The organism is Paenibacillus sp. FW507-14B1B, assembly GCF_058781425.1.
In genome coordinates, this window is sequence record NZ_JBYSWS010000006.1 from 133,886 (window position 1) to 151,587 (window position 17,702).

The 17,702-nt window shown below is 44.6% G+C and carries 19 protein-coding genes; 4 read left to right on the forward strand and 15 right to left on the reverse strand.

What is annotated here, in order from left to right; translation table 11 throughout:
* Positions 1 to 56: 56 nt before the first annotated feature.
* A complete protein-coding gene (locus tag AC3WJJ_RS23290; RefSeq protein WP_492544267.1) occupies positions 57 to 773 on the reverse strand; it encodes a 3-ketoacyl-ACP reductase in 717 nt (238 codons plus the stop codon).
* A gap of 274 nt (positions 774 to 1,047) precedes the next feature.
* On the opposite strand from AC3WJJ_RS23290, the gene AC3WJJ_RS23295 reads away from it, so the two are divergent.
* On the forward strand, positions 1,048 to 1,428 hold the full coding sequence (locus AC3WJJ_RS23295; RefSeq protein WP_492544269.1) for a winged helix-turn-helix transcriptional regulator: 381 nt from the start codon (positions 1,048 to 1,050) through the stop codon (positions 1,426 to 1,428).
* Between the two features lie 463 nt (positions 1,429 to 1,891).
* On the opposite strand, the gene rlmD is transcribed toward AC3WJJ_RS23295, so the two are convergent.
* The 4 genes from rlmD to AC3WJJ_RS23315 form a co-directional block, all read right to left on the reverse strand.
* A complete protein-coding gene (rlmD, locus tag AC3WJJ_RS23300; protein WP_492544271.1) occupies positions 1,892 to 3,466 on the reverse strand; it encodes a 23S rRNA (uracil(1939)-C(5))-methyltransferase RlmD in 1,575 nt (524 codons plus the stop codon).
* Positions 3,467 to 3,757: 291 nt separating this feature from the next.
* Positions 3,758 to 4,639 (reverse strand): diacylglycerol kinase, encoded by an 882-nt coding sequence (locus AC3WJJ_RS23305; RefSeq protein WP_422659793.1) that lies wholly within the window; start codon positions 4,637 to 4,639, stop codon positions 3,758 to 3,760.
* Positions 4,640 to 4,659: 20 nt separating this feature from the next.
* On the reverse strand, positions 4,660 to 5,421 hold the full coding sequence (locus AC3WJJ_RS23310) for a sirohydrochlorin chelatase (RefSeq protein WP_492544274.1): 762 nt from the start codon (positions 5,419 to 5,421) through the stop codon (positions 4,660 to 4,662).
* A 1-nt stretch (position 5,422) separates the two neighbouring features.
* A complete protein-coding gene (locus tag AC3WJJ_RS23315) occupies positions 5,423 to 5,713 on the reverse strand; it encodes a YerC/YecD family TrpR-related protein (protein WP_422659791.1) in 291 nt (96 codons plus the stop codon).
* A 266-nt stretch (positions 5,714 to 5,979) separates the two neighbouring features.
* Between AC3WJJ_RS23315 and AC3WJJ_RS23320 the strand changes: the two genes are divergently transcribed.
* Positions 5,980 to 6,558, forward strand: coding sequence for a hypothetical protein (locus tag AC3WJJ_RS23320; protein ID WP_492544276.1), 579 nt, complete (start codon positions 5,980 to 5,982; stop codon positions 6,556 to 6,558).
* Positions 6,559 to 6,739: 181 nt separating this feature from the next.
* Here AC3WJJ_RS23320 and AC3WJJ_RS23325 read toward each other — a convergent pair whose 3' ends face one another.
* From AC3WJJ_RS23325 to AC3WJJ_RS23345, 5 genes are all read right to left on the reverse strand, one after another.
* Entirely contained in the window at positions 6,740 to 7,111 is a 372-nt protein-coding gene (locus AC3WJJ_RS23325; protein WP_492544278.1) for a YrhK family protein, read from the reverse strand.
* Positions 7,112 to 7,177: 66 nt separating this feature from the next.
* Positions 7,178 to 8,134 (reverse strand): magnesium/cobalt transporter CorA, encoded by a 957-nt coding sequence (corA, locus tag AC3WJJ_RS23330; RefSeq protein ID WP_492544280.1) that lies wholly within the window; start codon positions 8,132 to 8,134, stop codon positions 7,178 to 7,180.
* A 128-nt stretch (positions 8,135 to 8,262) separates the two neighbouring features.
* On the reverse strand, positions 8,263 to 9,252 hold the full coding sequence (locus AC3WJJ_RS23335) for an inorganic phosphate transporter (protein ID WP_492544282.1): 990 nt from the start codon (positions 9,250 to 9,252) through the stop codon (positions 8,263 to 8,265).
* Between the two features lie 13 nt (positions 9,253 to 9,265).
* Entirely contained in the window at positions 9,266 to 9,880 is a 615-nt protein-coding gene (locus tag AC3WJJ_RS23340; RefSeq protein ID WP_422659786.1) for a DUF47 domain-containing protein, read from the reverse strand.
* A 222-nt stretch (positions 9,881 to 10,102) separates the two neighbouring features.
* Positions 10,103 to 11,230, reverse strand: coding sequence for a DUF3048 domain-containing protein (locus tag AC3WJJ_RS23345; protein WP_492544284.1), 1,128 nt, complete (start codon positions 11,228 to 11,230; stop codon positions 10,103 to 10,105).
* A 335-nt stretch (positions 11,231 to 11,565) separates the two neighbouring features.
* Between AC3WJJ_RS23345 and AC3WJJ_RS23350 the strand changes: the two genes are divergently transcribed.
* Complete coding sequence (locus AC3WJJ_RS23350; RefSeq protein ID WP_492544285.1) at positions 11,566 to 12,102, forward strand: DoxX family protein; 537 nt, start codon at positions 11,566 to 11,568, stop codon at positions 12,100 to 12,102.
* A gap of 97 nt (positions 12,103 to 12,199) precedes the next feature.
* On the opposite strand, the gene AC3WJJ_RS23355 is transcribed toward AC3WJJ_RS23350, so the two are convergent.
* Together AC3WJJ_RS23355 and AC3WJJ_RS23360 are read right to left on the reverse strand one after the other, a co-directional pair.
* On the reverse strand, positions 12,200 to 13,027 hold the full coding sequence (locus AC3WJJ_RS23355; protein ID WP_492544286.1) for an alpha/beta hydrolase family protein: 828 nt from the start codon (positions 13,025 to 13,027) through the stop codon (positions 12,200 to 12,202).
* A gap of 129 nt (positions 13,028 to 13,156) precedes the next feature.
* Entirely contained in the window at positions 13,157 to 13,342 is a 186-nt protein-coding gene (locus tag AC3WJJ_RS23360) for a hypothetical protein (RefSeq protein ID WP_422659782.1), read from the reverse strand.
* Between the two features lie 242 nt (positions 13,343 to 13,584).
* Between AC3WJJ_RS23360 and AC3WJJ_RS23365 the strand changes: the two genes are divergently transcribed.
* On the forward strand, positions 13,585 to 14,247 hold the full coding sequence (locus AC3WJJ_RS23365; protein WP_492544287.1) for a DUF1129 family protein: 663 nt from the start codon (positions 13,585 to 13,587) through the stop codon (positions 14,245 to 14,247).
* A 132-nt stretch (positions 14,248 to 14,379) separates the two neighbouring features.
* On the opposite strand, the gene ilvA is transcribed toward AC3WJJ_RS23365, so the two are convergent.
* The 3 genes from ilvA to AC3WJJ_RS23380 form a co-directional block, all read right to left on the reverse strand.
* Positions 14,380 to 15,648, reverse strand: a complete 1,269-nt coding sequence (gene ilvA, locus AC3WJJ_RS23370) for a threonine ammonia-lyase IlvA (RefSeq protein ID WP_492544289.1) — start codon at positions 15,646 to 15,648, stop codon at positions 14,380 to 14,382.
* 169 nt (positions 15,649 to 15,817) lie between these two features.
* Positions 15,818 to 16,432 carry an alpha/beta hydrolase gene (locus AC3WJJ_RS23375; protein ID WP_492544291.1) on the reverse strand — a complete coding sequence of 205 codons (615 nt, stop codon included), beginning with the start codon at positions 16,430 to 16,432 and terminating at the stop codon, positions 15,818 to 15,820.
* A 361-nt stretch (positions 16,433 to 16,793) separates the two neighbouring features.
* A complete protein-coding gene (locus tag AC3WJJ_RS23380) occupies positions 16,794 to 17,690 on the reverse strand; it encodes a LysR family transcriptional regulator (protein WP_492544293.1) in 897 nt (298 codons plus the stop codon).
* Positions 17,691 to 17,702: the final 12 nt, after the last annotated feature.

A 17,702-nucleotide genomic window follows, 5' to 3' on the forward strand; every position in this document is an offset into this window, starting at 1 on the left:
TAACTTCTTACAAAGAGCGCGCCGCGCTAAGCATCTTGATATTTCGAATAATTCTATTAAGGGTTCGTCGACCAAAGTCCAGCATGTTTTAATACAACACGTGGATGAAGTTTTAGCTGTGCAACCATTAATTCTGCTAAATCTTCTGCTTGCATCACTTTTTCTGGATTGCCGTCTGTTAAATTTAGCTCAACAGCCATATCTGTTGCAACCGTACTCGGTGTTAGCGTTGTAACACGAATATTTTTCTTACGCACTTCAAGCATTAATGACTCACTTAGTCCGATAACTGCAGCTTTTGAAGCCGAGTATGCACTTGTAATTGGTGCACCTTTTTGACCAGCTGTTGATGAAATATTAATGATATCGCCTGTGTTACGCTCTATCATTTCTGGTAATACCGCACGCGTTGTGTAGTACACACCCTTTACGTTGACATCGATAATATTTGTCCATTCTTCAGGTGTTAAGTCCATAAAGCTACCAAATTTTGAAATACCGGCATTATTCACCAAAATATCGATTGCACCAAGTTCGCCACGAATGGAATCAACCGCCGCTGTGATAGAGTCTAAATCCGCTACATTCGCTGCAGCGATTGCTACCTTCACATCATACTGTTTAAGTTCTTCTGCAACTTGTTGTAAGTTCTCAAGCGTACGGCCAACAAGACCTACGTGAATACCTTCCTGCGCAAAAGCTACTGCTATTGCACGTCCAATTCCACGCCCTGCTCCTGTGATTAATGCCACTTTTCCTGTGATTGTTTGCATTTTTTTTGCTCCTCTAGATGAGATAGATTTATTACTGACGAAGTAAAGTGTAAAAAATAACAATTAGGTCTGGTGCGTTTGATAAAACAGCTCTAGTGATATAATTAAATACGCTGTTTTACTCAGAAATGCTTGCCTCCTAAAATAGATAAAGATTTGACTGTAAGACTAACTACATTCTACCTTCGAACCTCTACATTGTGAAGAACGCACTTTTTTGAGCGGAGGTTACCAAACGGTTACTACTATATAAATAGAAAAAGGAGTTAATACCATGTCAGATACATTAAGGAAAGAGATCAAAGAGAGAATATTAAATCATGATTATCATTGTGAAAAAGAACTTACCTTATCGATTATTAGCGGAAAATGGAAAGTTGTTATTTTGTGGCATTTAGGTGTAGAAGGGCCACATCGCTTCAGCCAACTTCAAAGACTTTTCCCAAAAATATCCCATAAAATATTAGCAAACCAATTACGTGACCTGATAGAAGATGGAATTGTTCATAGAGAAGTGATTCCAGAAATTCCACCGCAAGTAGAATATTCAATGACTGAACTTGGGATGACGTTATTACCAATCGTTGAAATGATGTATGAGTGGGGAAAAAAACGAATAGATCAAATTAAACAAGAAAACGATTATTTAGAGTAATAAAAACAAATAGTTAAGCTCCGTTTTCTAGGTTGCCTGTCTGTTAGCAAATATTGCACTATAGCCACGACATAGGAACGCAACCAAAACAACAAGGGGGTGCGTAAGATGAAAATCGAAAGAGCGTTTATAGGAACTGCTCGTCGAATATCACCGCAGAAGAGGAATTAGCGCGTATTAACAAAGAACTAGCCGAAATTGATAACCGCTTTGACAAGCTGTTAAGTCTACACGTTGATGGTACGATCACGCCAAAGCAATTCAAGCGACAAAACGAACGAATACAAGTTTTAAAAAAGAAATAGAACGGTTCTCGACCCTCGACATTGACGATGTACAGGTCATGAAACACGTTCTAAAAAGGTTGAAAAAGGTTGATACAAAAAATCAAAATATTCGAGGGCGAAAAGATCAAAATTCATTATAATCTTTCCAACCCTCTTTTACAGAATTAAGATACAGTTTAATCTGCTGTGTCTTTTCTTTCAAGTCTTACTGTACACTCCACATGCACCGTATGCGGGAACATATCCACTGGCGTAACCTCCACCGTCCGATACCCTCCATCTTCGAGTATCCGTAAATCTCTTGCGAGCGTAGACGGATTACAGCTCACATACACGACACGCTCCGGCTTCATCTCAAGAATCGTCTCCAAGAGGCGTGGGTCGCAGCCTTTACGCGGTGGGTCGACGACGATGACATCCGCTTCGATCCCCTTCTCTTTCCATGCAGGGATCACATCCTCAGACGCACCTACCTCGAACTCCACATGGCTCATCTCGTTGAGCTTAGCATTCGCTCTAGCATCCTCAATCGCTTCCTTGACGATCTCAACGCCATATACCTTCTTGGCATGCTGAGCCAAGAACAGCGAGATCGTACCTATGCCGCAATATGCATCGATAACGGTCTCGTTACCGGTCAGTCCGGCATATTCCACCGTCTTCCCATACAAGACTTCCGTCTGCGCAGGATTCACCTGATAGAACGAGCGCGCCGAGATCGCAAACTTGACGTCTCCGATATAGTCATGGATAACCTCGCGTCCCCACAGGACACGGGTCACATCCCCGAAGATCACATTTGTCTTCTGTGTGTTCACATTCTGACAGACGCTCACAACAGCCGGCAGCTCCTCACGAATCGCCTCGATCCACTCATTCATGCGAGGGATCCGATCACCATTCGTTACAAGGACGATCATCATTTCACCAGTGGCAAAACCAATCTTCACGACAACATGCCGTAGCAAGCCTTGTCCAGTTTCTTCATTGTATGCCGTAATGCCGAGTCTTTGCCCGATCGCCTTCACACGATTTACAACCACATCATTCTGCTCATGCTGAATAAGACATGTCTCCATATCGATAATACGGTGGCTGCCACGCGCGTAGAAGCCGCCAACTAGTCCGCCATCGGTAACACCAATCGGCACCTGTGACTTGTTGCGGTAACGCCAAGGCTCACTCATACCAAGCGTAGGGCGCACAACAATGCTACCTAATTCAGCCTGTTGCTCTCCTGTGCTACTTAGATCTACATTTTCCGTAGTTATCCCTTCAGACCGGGACGTATTCACACCCTGAGCCACACGAGAGTCCGCTGACTCCGAAGCTACAGCGTCTTCTCTTAGCACCCGCAGCTTTCCGATCCGCTCCAGGTTGTCCACCACAAGCTGACGCTTCCACGCTAGCTGCCCAGCATAATCCATATGCTGAAGCTGACAGCCACCGCACCGATCATAGATCGGACAAGGAGCCGATGTCCGGGACTTACTTGCTTCCACCAGCTCCATGAGCTTCGCATAGCCGTACTGCTTCTTCGTCTTAAGCACTTTTACACGAACCTTTTCGCCAGGTAGCGCCCCTTGTACGAACAATGTATACCCGTCAGCGCGACCTACGCCTTCACCGTCATGGTTCATTCCGATGATGTCGATGACAACCTCGTCGTTCTTGCCTACGGGCAGTCCCTCTATAACATTCGAAGGCTTATTACTGCGTTGCGGACCGCGTCCGCTGCGGTTCTTCTTCATGTTGTGCAGATCACTTCTTTCCATTCAGCTTATTAATATATCTAATCATGATCCCACGCACGGGAACATTCAACATTTCATCTATCTATTCAAGTCGAGGAGAGCTTACCTCAACTCTTCCATTCACACGACGAAGTACACGTCCATATCACTCTATATTCTCTCTATTCATGGCTTCCATACTAAAGCCCTGTCATAAACAACAAAAAAGCCCCCACGGGGGAGCTAGTCGACAAAGCTCCGTCCATCATTATACGGGAGCTTCCTATGACATTCAATCTAATTCCTACCTTATGCAAAAATCCTTAGATGCTGCGGCAGATTCCGGAACGTTCCCGGCAATACGCCACCGAACTCACCATCCACATTCAGCTGCACCGGTCCAGGGGAGACAACCTCCATATAATCGGTCCGGAAGTGAATGACTTTCTTATCGTTAATATGCTCCCCACGCAAAGCAAGCGAGACTACACGAACGAATTCTGCAAGGTTACATTTCCGCAGTGCAATGACGTCGAACAGACCATCATCGATGCTCGCCCCTGGAGCCAGCTTCTCAAAGCCGCCAACCGAGTTACTATTCGCGATAAGGAATACCATGAACTCATCATGAATCATCTCTTGGCCGTTCGCCTTAATGATCAGCTCCTGCGGCGTCAGACTAACCATCTTCTCCAAGCCCTTCAGATAATAGGCTAACTGGCCAATCATCGTCTTCAGCTTACTCGGCACCTCATACGTAAGCTCTGTGAGTGTCCCGCCACCTGCAATATTAATGAAATAACGATCATTTGCCTTACCGAGGTCAATGGGCCGAGTCACATTACGGATCACTAGATCACAGTACTCTTCCCAGTTCTTCGGTATGCCTAGTGCCCTGGCAAAATCGTTCGTCGTTCCCAGTGGGAACACACCCAAAGGTGGGATATTCTCTTTCTCCGCCATGCCATTGATAACTTCATTCAAGGTTCCATCACCGCCAGCGGCAATGATAAGGTCATAGCCCCGCTCCACTGCCTCTGCGGCTGCGAGAGTCGCATCGCCCTCACCGGTTGTCGCATGACAAGAGGTCTCAATACCTGCGTTATCTAAACGCTGCAGTATATCGGCAAGTCGCCGCTTCATTTCCTCCCGCCCAGAGGTGGGATTATAAATTAAACGTGCTTTTCTCATTTACGATACGCCACCTGTACTCATGATTTCAAGGGTTCAAGAAGAGTATGAACCTGGCGCAGCATCCACTGCGGAAGCAATGGATGAGGTAACAACGTTCGGCCTGAATAACGACACGAAAGCCCCTCAAGCCGGTCCGGGATTACCTTCTCGGTAAAATACCCCTCACTTAAAAAAAGCGGAGCCACGATCACCTCGTAGCCGCGCTCCTTCCACTCAACTACCTTCTCCCGAATATTCCCAGGATTTAGTAGTGCAGCATCCGCAGACGCCCCGCTCACTTCCGCTACGAGACGGGCCAATGAATGTATACCCCGTTCCCAGCGTGTGCGAAACAGTTCATGGCGACTGCCATGACCAACCAGCAGAACAACCTCGTTTGAAGGATCTGTAGATCGTTCACGAACCTTATCCCATATCATTACAGCAATATCAGGATCATCGTCAACTGGGTTTCCAAAGTGAACCCGTGCCCTCACCTCAAACGGCTCTAGATCCGTTTCCTTATCAGGAACAGACTTCACACCCAAAGCGTATGCTATTTCATCAATATGCGTGCTACCTGAAGATACGAACAACGGAATAACCAGCATGTCCGTGACACCCTGGTCTTCTAGCGCAAATATACCGTCTTGAATGAGTTGACCTTCAACCAATTCCAGGTATGAAGCTACTACCGGTATATCCACACGCCTCGCAAGCTCTTGAACAGCTTCGTCCACAAGCGTTACCCAAGCCTCTTCCCTAGAGCCATGACTGATGACAAGCACTCCAGGTCTCATCTTAACGCCCCAAGCGCTCCAGCGTCATTTTATACCCATCATTACCATAGTTCAAGCAACGCTTCACACGTGAGATGGTAGCCGTGCTGGCTCCCGTTTCTGCTTCTATCTGGTTGTATGTGTTTCCTTTGCCGAGCATTCGAGCGACTTCCAAACGCTGTGACAAGGATTGAATTTCATTGACTGTGCATAGATCATCGAAGAATACATAGCACTCTTCTACGTTCTTCAATGTCAACACTGCCTCAAATAATTGATCGATGCTTTTATCATTTAATTTCTTTAATTGCACTGGATCATCCCCTACCGTTACTTATACGCTCTTTCATTGTACCTGAGCCGATACGATCTTTTCAAGCATTAACGATTTCACGCACTACAGGACGACCATAGCATTTACAATTTTATGACAAAATAACCTATTCAAAATGAGCTTTCAGCCCGTATAGGCAACCGCCCGTTTCCGCTCCTATCCCGTAAACAAGGGCAAGAGCCTAATCCATTAGCCCGCCTATTTCATACAGTATAGTAAACCATCCAAAAAGGAAAGTGATAAACATGTCAGGTCATCACTATTATCACCACCGCCGGCCCTCTGATCAACGGGCAATCAGTGAATTGCCGCCTACAGCGCCTTACCCAGGTGTTAATCCATATGCTGACTTCCAGGCAGAAGCTGGAGGTTCCGATTTCTATCCTTATTCGAACGCGGCGCAGCCTCCTCTAGCACCCTTTGAAGGGATGCAGGAAGTTGGGGGCAATTATCCAGTCCCTGTATCGGCAATCACACCTGCTCCTACGAATAGCAGCTCCAGCGGTGGATTAGCTAGTTTACTTAGTGGGCTAAACCTCAGCAATCTTGATATTAAAGGCATCATTGAGAAAATGGGCGGTATTGACGGTCTTGTGGCGAACATGGGCAAAGTTCAGAAAGTCATGCAAGGTGTACAGCAGCTTGCTCCTGTAATGTCTCTACTCACCGGAGTCTTTGGTAAAAAAGGTAAAGGCGCTTCATCGAATGCTACGAATTCGATAAAAAGAAAGGGATCCAGATCAAGAAGACGCCATTCCGGCTCTTCTAGCAAGCAAGGAGCCGGCTCACGCAGACCTTCCTCAGGCAAGCGTAGACGCTCTTAAATAAGGATATTCATCCATAAGGTGATGAATTCATGTGTCTGAAGAAGTTCATACGGAGCAGCAAACAGGCCAATCAAGGAGCAATAAGGGCTAACTCACGCCTTTATGCTTCCGATTGGCCTATTTTTCTATAAGATGTTTCAGATCCCAAGTCTTGCACTCATTCATTATGCCATAACCGTTAACGACTCCAACCTCCACCACCCGTGGCATCTTTATTACAATCTGGATTATTCTGATCCATCGATTTCAGACGAAACCAGTAGGAAGCTCGAAGACCAGACCTCAGGAGCATCATAATGCTACCAATGAGATATAGGACAGTCGCAATACTTTTCAAATGGAAATAAAACATCATAATACTTCCCGATATAAATAACATAGCCGTCAAAATTTCGCTTAAGATCATGCCCGTCTCATAGCGACTTGTCACGGTTAATCTTCTTCTTCGTCTTGTTTCACGACTCATTCTCCGCAGCAGCCTAGAACGCAGAGGTTCGCCAGATCGGTGCTTCTTGGTACTTTTAAACGGATACCGAAGTTTATTCATCATAGCCTAATCCTCTCCTCTGTCTGGTTTTACCCGTCCTAGCAGGAGTGAATCGAATGAGACCATTACCTATTTAAACCAACCTCTTCGAACGAACCACAGCACCATGCTTGAACCCAGCAAGAACATGAATAAAAGGACCATTCCATAACCAAAAGACCAATGTAGCTCCGGCATGACATCGAAATTCATTCCATAAATACCAGCGATCAGTGTGAGCGGCATAAATATCGTAGTAATCACCGTTAGCGTCTTCATAATATTGTTCATCCGATTGGAGTTGAGTGAAATATAACTATCCCGTAAATCAGAAGTCATCTCTCGATCCACCTCAATCATATCTGTGAGCTTCAACAAATGATCGTAAATGTCAGAGAAATAGGCGTGATGCCCGTGTTTCTGAACATGCTGTGAGTTTACAACCCGGTACAAGAGATCGCGCATGGGGACAACCGTTCGTCTGAGCTTCAGTAGCTTGGAGCGTATAGCGAACACCTGCTGCACTAAGTCATCGACCGACTCGTCCCCGCCCTTGCTTTCAATGTCCGCTAGTTCATCTTCTATAGCGAATAAGCTAGGAAAATACTGATCTACCAACTTATCCATCACCGTATAAGCTGAGAATGTTGCCCCATTCACTTTCACACTTCTGTTCTTGACGCTTTCGCTCACCCGCTCCCAAGCTTCATCTACTTCATTTAGGGACTGCATATGAAAGGACACGAGTAGATTAGGGGACAGGAAGAAATCGACCTCTACCGCTTGCAGATTATCTGCATCGAGGGCGTGAAGAACAAGGAATTGTACATCATCATAGTAGTCGAGCTTCGGTCTCTGTAACACATGTAGACAATCTTCCACCGCCAGTGGATGAAAATGAAAATAGGTTTCCAGCATCCGAGATTCCTCTGGTGTCGGCATATTAAAGTCAACCCACACCCATTCATATTCCTCCATCTTTAGCTCTTCCAGAGGAAGGCCAATCGTGGCTTCACGGTTTCGAGTTACTGCTAATGTTCGGATCATAAGCTTGGCCCCCCGCTCTTTCCTTCTTTCTTATCATCTGATCTTCTACTCTATATTAAACAAAAAAAGCCAATCTTATATGATTGGCTCCACAGCTATCCATTATATCTGTATGTGTTAAATCCATATTAGAATAGGATTTTGAAGATTAGACCTGAAAGCAATGCCGTAATTGGAATAGTAATGAACCATGTCACTACGATACGACCCGCAAGAGACCATTTAACGGCAGAGAAGCGTTTGGCTGAGCCAACACCGAGGATTGCCGAAGTAATGGCATGCGTTGTACTGATTGGCAAGTGAAGCAGTGTAGCCGAGAAGATAACTGTCGCGCCAGTAAAGTCGGCAGCAAATCCGTTAATCGGCTCAATTTTGAATATTTTGGTGCCCATCGTTTTGATGATCTTCCATCCACCGACCGAAGTACCAAGCGCCATCGCTGTAGCTGCGGATATTTTAACCCAGAGAGGAACTTCCATTTCACTGAGCTGACCTGAGGTCACGAGTGCGAAGGTGATAATCCCCATCGCTTTCTGCGCATCGTTCGTACCGTGCGTGAAAGATTGGAGTGCTGCCGTAAAGATCTGCATCGTACGGAAACCTTTGTTCACGTTATGCGGACTTCGCTTTGCAAAAATCACTTTAAGCAGCTGCATGATCAGATACCCGACAACAAAAGCAATGATTGGTGATAACACGAGCGCAAGCACAATATCCGTAAATCCTGAATAATTAAGCTTGTCACTACCCGCTCCAACAAATACTGCACCTGCTAACGCACCAATGAGAGCGTGTGAGGAGGATGACGGAATACCAAACCACCAGGTAACCAAGTTCCAGATGATCGCGGCGATAAGTGTTGCGATAACGACTTCAATCCCGTTGTCGAGTGTTGTCGGATCCGCCACACTACCACCGATTGTTTTGGCTACACCAGTAAACATCATCGCACCGATAAAGTTCATGGATGCTGCCATAATAATCGCTGTCCGAGGCTTTAAAGCTCTCGTCGATACGGAAGTTGCAATGGCATTAGCCGTATCATGGAACCCGTTGATGAAGTCAAAAGCGAGTGCCAGAAATACGACAATCCCTAATACGAGCATAGTTGTATCCATTGTTCAGGACCCCTTACGAATTACGCATAATGATGGATTCGAGCATATTTGCCACGTCTTCGCAAGTGTCCGTGGTAGTCTCTAGACGTTCGTAAATCTCTTTACGTTTGATCAGTTCGATCGGATCAGATACCGTTGCGAACAAGTCTTTGATGCAAATACGCAGCAACTCGTCACCTTGGTTCTCCAGATCATTCAGACGGATCGTGTATTCACGAATAGCCAGCAATTTCTTTTGCGATAGCAAGTGAATTGCCTTCTGCATCTCGTATGAAGACTGACGGAGGATCTCGGCAAACTGAACAATATATTCGTCAGGTTGACCTAATTGGTACATATAGAATCGGGATGCAGTGGCTTCAAGACCGTCCATTACATCATCCATGCTGGTTGTCAAATCCATGATGTCGTCGCGTTCGATTGGCGTAATAAATGTTTTGTTGAGTTCAGTAATGATGGTGTGCGTGTATGTATCGCACTGAGACTCAAATTTTTTCATTTCATTAGCAAATTCTGTGACATCTTTTAGATTAGAAACGTGCTGTGAGAAATAATCTGCTGCCTGCACGATTGTGTCGGCCATATTCTCCAACGTCTGAAAGAATATATCCTTTTTCTTCAATTTCATACTCTAACCCCTTTACGGAAAATTGCCAAGAACGTCGAAATGAAAGGAAAGACAACCTTGACTATCTTATCACATCCAAAGATGCGTGTGTATAAAAACTATTACATGGAACCCTCTATAGATTCGCTTATTGTCTAAGCTTTAACCAGCTTTTTTCTAGCTCTAACTTATCCTTACAATTAACTTACCCGCTCCGGTGTCGTTTATCCCAATAAATCGGAATTACGGATTTGATATGGTCACATGTGTTTCAAATCCTGGACTATTCGGGACGATGTTGAAATATGTCGTACCTGCGACCAAAGGCACCTCTTTACCATCTTTTACAAATCGGATTGCATCACCAGAAGAACGGACCCATTGACCTCTAATCACTTTTCCCTGTTGGAATAGCATTGCTTCTCCACCTGAGTGAATATCGACTGATATTCTGCCTACATCATCAAGTACTTTATGATTCGCCCCGAGGACAATCACATTCGCTGCAGTCAGTACAGACTTATCATTTAGATCGATATGCGGCTCACCGTTCATAGATCTCTGATACAGCTTCGTTTCTTGATCATAGGTGTAGCCCACCACATAGTTTTTCAGCAAAAAAGTAATATCGACTTTCGCGGCTGGCTCGCCAGTCTGAGGGTCTGGATTCGAAACCTGATTAGTTGCCTCTTCTGTATTTCCCGTTTCCACTGTCTCTTCCTTAATAAAGGTGTACTGCGGTATCTTTACTTCATCCGAGAACTTGTGCTTGTCCGCTCCCTGACGGAGCTTCTCATCACTAGAGTAGAGGTTATGCGGAGCCTTCCGACTTTTATCACGCCAAAAATACGCGCCGGCACTTCCGATTTCATCCAAATCCTGTTTACCTTGCTTCTTTATAATAGAATAGGCCTCCGGACTCCCTCCCGCATGAACAAGCACCCCACCATAACTCTCTCCAATATCAATGAGGTAAGGTCTTATACTGCGGATCGGACCAATCTTCTCGATATCCGTCTGGCTTTGGAAAATGCCAATTAGACGAGTAATCCCGCCTTCAGCAAGCACTTCATATACGATATCCGCTTGGCTAAGCCCAGACTGTGGCCGAGCAGCGGGTGCATTGTTGACCATAACAGCTAATGGCCTCCGGTTCGAAGCTTCTTTAAGTGGCATTCCTGTAAGCGGTGCCGTAAATTCAGCCGTTTGCTCCACAAGTTGTTCATCCTTTGGTGATTCAATTGGGGCTTGCACCTCTGGCGGAACGATCGGCTCTGCTTCTTTCTTCTCTCCACCACAAGCAGATAGCATAAGTACGGCCGTAATAGAAACAATGCTTGTCCTCCATACGGATTTATTACGATTCAACATATTTTCTTCCCCCTATTTCCTCAGCACTCCCACATACATATCAACATTGGCTTATCCGACAAAATACTATATTTTACATTTAATCATAAAACGGTTTTTTTGTCTGTAATGCCATAGGAAAGATCGATATATACACCTGTGTGAAACAGCTTCTTAGCCTATCTTAAAATTTATTTAAAAATTTATTTAAAATTGTGATTTAAATCACAAATCATGTGATTTTTTTCACTTATAATAAAGACATGAAAGAGATGATCATCTTACATACAACAAGAAGCAACTCACACCAAAGCGAATAAATACTAAAATTACAAATCATTTGAGGAGTGGTTCATATGTTTAACACTTGGCTAAGAGAGAATAAAATTGCAATGTGGCTTCTAACCTTTATCCGGGTCTATGTTGGATATCAGTGGTTAACAGCAGGCTGGGGTAAGTTGATGGGTGGATTTGATGCTAGTGGATTCATGAAAGGTGCAATCGCCAATGCAACAGGTGATCATCCTGCCGTACAAGGTTGGTGGGCAGCATTCCTAGAGCATGTCGCTCTCCCAGGCGTGAACGTATTCAACTTCGTCGTACCTCTCGGTGAATTCCTAGTCGGTCTCGGATTAATTCTCGGAACATTTACTACTTTTGCCGCACTGATGGGACTTGTGATGAACGCAGCATTCCTCTTCTCGGGCACTGTAAGCACCAACGCACAATTGTTACTGCTTGAAGTACTGATTATCGTGGCAGCTGCGAATGCTGGTAAAATTGGTCTCGACTATTATGTACTTCCTTACATTCGGGGATTGTTTAAAAAAGAAGACGGTCATAAGAAACACCTAGGCGGCGGTAAAATATTCAAAAAGCACACCACTGCTTAATCCAGTAGTACAATATATCACGATAAAAAGACCTCCACATTCCCCGATTTCGGGTGGTGTGGAGGTCTTCATCTTTTTCATATTTTTTACGACCAGCTTAAATACTCCAGTGCTGCCATTCCTGCTGCTGACTCTCAAGTTCCCTTAACCAATCGCGAGTTCGCTTAAGTAACTGAGCACGCTGCGGTCCTGCGGAATATGTGTGGTCTCCCTGAAAGATAATCTCTTTATCGCATCGTCCTTCGGGGCGCATCCAGAACACTTTTTGAAACAGAAACGCATAATCAACCGGGATAATATCGTCAGAAGTTCCGTGAATCACTAATACATCTCCACTGAACTTGACGGCTTCCTGAAACGGCTGTCCTGCTGCCAATGATTCGAAAAAGGTGGGTGTAAACTCATACCCCAAATAATCTGCTCTTCCAGACTTCACGGACTCATCATATACACTCCGGCCTGTGATCGTCACAATATCATTAAACGGATAACCCACAGCGGACCAAAGAACAAGATTCTTCACACGCTGATCACGAACAGCCGTCTGAAGAGCAACCGCACCTCCAAGACTATGCCCGATCAACGTCACTCGAGTTGGATCGACATCGGCGCAGCTAAGCGCATAATCGAGCACGGAACGGGTCTGGGCAATCATAGACTCTAATCCTTCTGCACCATAAGAGCCTGAGCTTTCGCCACAACCGATATAATCGAAGCGAACAACCATGTATCCATCCTCAACAAGCTCCCGTGCCGTCTTCACGAACAGACGATCTACACCGATGCGGCTCCCCACAAAACCGTGGCAGATAACAGCCAGTGGAACACGATTGCAGCGTCCTTCCTGATTCCTGTCTGTTGATGGATAGTGAATACTTGCGGTTAACTCCTCTTGATCGTGTCGAATAATAATTTGCCGCTCCATGTCCATTCCTCCCCGAGTGACCATTCGTATATTATATAATTCCGATAAGTTTAATATGAATTAATTAAATTTATCTTAGCATCACCTTATACGAATTGTCAACGGGATCTAATCTAATCCATAACGTACTTAATCATAACTACGAAGGAACATAGAACGTGTCTCGAGCCGTCCTTTAATCCACTCTTCTTCCTCTGCTACTTCTCCCCACAGATTAGCTGCAACCGCCGTCTCTTTGTCCTTATCCTTAATCATTTTTTCATCAGTAGCTTGTCTTGCTCTTACTGAATTACGTGCACTGTTCTCACGAGCCATGCGGATGTCACCCTTTCTTGTGTACTTGTTTAAAGATTGGTTATATTGTTAAGAGTCTGAGCGTGGATTATTCTCGTTTGCAAAAGCTTCACTTTTTTCTCGTCGTAGCTTGCAATACAACCTAGTGTGATATACTTTGTACATTCTCAATTTTGTATACACCCCGGAGCAGATCTCAGTAGAACTTCGGATACGCTGAAATATAGCGTGGATCATATTTAGAGCAATGGAGGTACACAACCATGAAGAAACAGCAGATGATCCGAGAGAACAACCGATTACAAGAGCAAATGACACCTTCCAACTTGAAATATTATGAGGATGTGGTTATCTACATTCGTACGAGTCCAGTGAATGAAATCCGGGGAGAAGAGCTGCTCCTAGAGATCGGTCAGCACCTACTAGAGGCGCAGCGTAATGGTAAAAGTGCAGAAGAACTATTTGGCAGCGAGCCAGTTGCCTATTGTGAAGAACTTGTGCAGAACCTGCCGAAACAGACTGGCCTAAGTCAGCTGCAATACATCATTATGATTCCATGGGTCGCACTTACTTGGTTCTTTTTCGCACAGGCTCTTATTGGGTTCGTTACACAATGGACGGGTGGATCTGTGGAGAAAGTGTCCCAAGTACGAGTTTCTACACTTGTACTCATTGCTGCTGGTGCCTATATCCTGATCAAACTAATTATGAATTTCATGAACCGAGAAACCTTTAAACCAGAGGAGAACAAACGAAAAATCAATATACGAGGCATGGGTATCTATACCGCAATCGCAGTTGTGATTCTCATGGTAGGCGTATGGCTTGGTCGCGTTCTTCCCGTGTTGGTCATCCCGCCATGGGGCAGCCTTGTGATATTCATCATCGGTCTTATTGGGACAAAATTGTTATTTTTCCGAAGATAACATTGAAGCCGGATCGTACACTTTCAAAATCCCTAAGCGCATAAAAAGGAGCTGTTCCGCAGTAGAAAATCTACTTTTGGGACAACTCCTTTTTCTATAGAGAGCATACTCTCAATATATCAAGTCAACGATTTAGATCAACAGATTGAACAAGTTCATGTTTTTGTTCAGCTCTGTATAATCAAGACCTTTTCGGTTCATGCGCTCAATCAGTGAACCGTAGTCCTCTGGATACATCAGCTCAATCCCCACTAGTGCAGGTCCGTCTTCCTTATTATGCTTCTTCGTATATTCGAATCGTGCTATATCATCATTCGGTCCAAGTACTTCCTCTAGGAATTCTCGCAAAGCCCCCGCACGCTGCGGGAAATTGATCATGAAGTAGTGCTTCAATCCTTCATAGATCAACGAACGTTCCTTAATCTCCTGCATCCGGTCAATATCATTGTTACCGCCACTAATGACACAGACTACATTCTTACCCCGAATCTTATCTCCATATAAATCAAGGGCTGCTACAGATAAAGCACCCGCAGGTTCTGCAACAATTGCATTCTCGTTATACAGTTCAAGAATCGTAGTACACGCCTTGCCTTCTGGTACCAAGACAATATCATCTAACTTTTCATTACAGATATCGTACGTAAGCTGACCAACACGCTTGACGGCTGCCCCATCAATAAACTTATCGATCTCATGAAGTGTAACAACTTCCCCGCGCTGCTTAGCTTCTGTCATCGAAGCGGCTCCAAGCGGCTCAACACCAATAATCTGTGTCATCGGACTGACCGTTTTCACATATGTCGCAACACCCGCGGCAAGACCGCCTCCACCAATCGTCACGAACATATAGTCTGCCGGAGCATCCAATTCTTCCATAACTTCCATTCCGATCGTTCCATTACCCGCAACAATTCGGGCCTCGTCGAATGGATGAATGAAAGTCATTCCCTGCTCGTTACATACCTTCATAGCCTGATCATATGCATCGTCGAACGTATCCCCTGTTAAGATAACCTCCACACTGCTTCCACCAAATCGCTTGACCTGTTTCACTTTTTGATTCGGTGTCGTGCTTGGCATATATATCTTGCCGCGAATATTAAGTACATTACAAGAGAAGGCAACACCCTGTGCATGGTTTCCGGCACTAGCACAGACAATCCCAGCTGCCAGTTCCTTATCTGTCAGACTGCGAATCATATTATAAGCACCCCGGATCTTAAAGGACCGGACTACCTGTAAATCTTCACGCTTCAAGTACACATTGCAACCGTGTTTGGCAGACAGCACCGCATCTTTCTGGAGTGGTGTGCGAATAATCACCTCTCGCAGCACGTGGTGAGCACGTACGATATCTTCCATACCAACGGTTTTTTTCTGAGTTTGCGTTTCTTCCATATTCTCTCACTCCACTTCGCCGCCCGGGTGGCGGATGCCTTCCGTCTACCCTTGAACTTGTATTTATCCTATTGTATCACTTTTCCTAAAAATTTCTTGGGTAAACCGCAAAAAAGGATGACTTATATTGAAATAAGCCATCCTTTTTCTCTGTAACTGTAATATCGTATTATGCGAATTTCTGCTTAAACCAGATTGCAGCAGCCTCTACTTCCGTAAGGCTCAACTGATGCCCACCTTGCTCCCAGTGAAGCTTTACATCCGCGCCCGCTTTGATCAGCATCGAGTTTAGATCCTCCGATTCCTGCGGAGGACACATCATATCCCGTCTGCCAGCTGCGATAAACACAGGTATCCCAGACAAATCTGGAAGCTCTTTATCCCTTAGCGGGACCATTGGATGATGCAGCACCGCACCTTGAAGTGCATCACTATAGTGAAAGAGCAGACTTGCTGCGATATTCGCACCATTCGAGTAACCTACAGCAACTACACGTTTCCGGTCAAAATTGTAATTCTCAGCCGCATGATCAATAAATTCCTTCAAATCATGAGTACGCTGAATGAGATCCTCGATATCAAAAACACCCTCAGCGAGTCTTCTAAAGAAGCGCGGCATTCCATTCTCCGATACATTCCCTCGTATACTCAGAATGTTAGCGTCCTTAGAAATCATCTCCGCTAGTGGTAACAAATCCTGCTCATTGCCTCCCGTTCCATGAAGCAACAACAATGTTTCTGCATCCACGGATGTCCCTTGTTTATATAAATGATGATGTTGCATATTAAACATCTCCCTCCAGATAACCTGCATACTAATACTTAAATCAGATAGTGATCTATAAATCAAATTTCTAATTATCTTAACATTAAGATTCTTTATTCCATATTACCACATTCATCTTAAAAATCAACCCTAGCTGTCCCCCTCATTTCCAGTTTCAAAGTATAGGAAAAGGCCCTCCAATAGCTTGGAAGGCCTTCTCTCTTCTATATATCTAATCTGTATATACCGTACGTGTTCCCCCGTAACTCCTTTATTATATCAAAAGATACACAATGTGTCAGCTTGCGTGTTGGGTGTTTTCACAAAAAATTATATTTTGTTTAGATGATATTCCAGATGAAACGACGTCCCCATCCTTCTACAGTTCATATTTAAGCTTGTTCATAAACCTTTTCGATAGGTGAGACGCATGCTTTCCCTTCGCGTTAACCCACCCGTAATATACAGGCTTTAGTTGGGGAATCTCCAAGGGAACAGCTACGATATCACGTCCAAGCTGATGATCCCGATCCTGAAATGAATAATCAAGCCCAAGGGTTACGGCTAATCCCGCAAGAACTGCATTGTTGATGGCTTGCGTGTTGTTCGAGATAAATAAGATATCCGGCTTTCCGAAGGAAGAGATACAATCCGATACAAAATCCCGAATCTGTTCATCATCATATAAGACTAACGTTTGAGTCACCAACTTCTCTGGCGTAATCGATTTCTCAAGAGATAAAGGTGAATTTTTACTGACGCCTACGACGATCTTCCCTTCCCATAAGCGTTCAAAAGAAAGCTCTTTATTCTTCTCAACGAGATTCTCTGAGAGCACAATCAGACCAGCATCCATATGATTATGTTCGATATCATGCAGAATCTCTTTCGGTCCTTTTTCATATACTTCGATCTTCACGCTTGGATGTTCTTTCTTGAAGCTTGCAATAATATCAACCAACAGGTGCATCGGTCCTGGAATAGTAGCAATCTTTAACTTACCACTCAACTCATTGCTAAATGATTGGGCCTCTTCTTTTAACTCATGTACCTTCACTAGCACTTCATTAGCTTTTTGAATGATAACCTGACCTTCAGCCGTTGGTATAGCTCCAGAACCCCGCGCTCTCGTAAAAAGAGTTATTCCTAATTCCGCTTCCATAGATGAGATCGCCTGGCTGATAGCCGATAAGGTTACATGTGACTGCTGTGCAGCATTCGTTAAAGAGCCTGTCTTTGCTACCTGTACGATGTACTCCATCTGCTCGAGATTCATGTCTCCACCTCA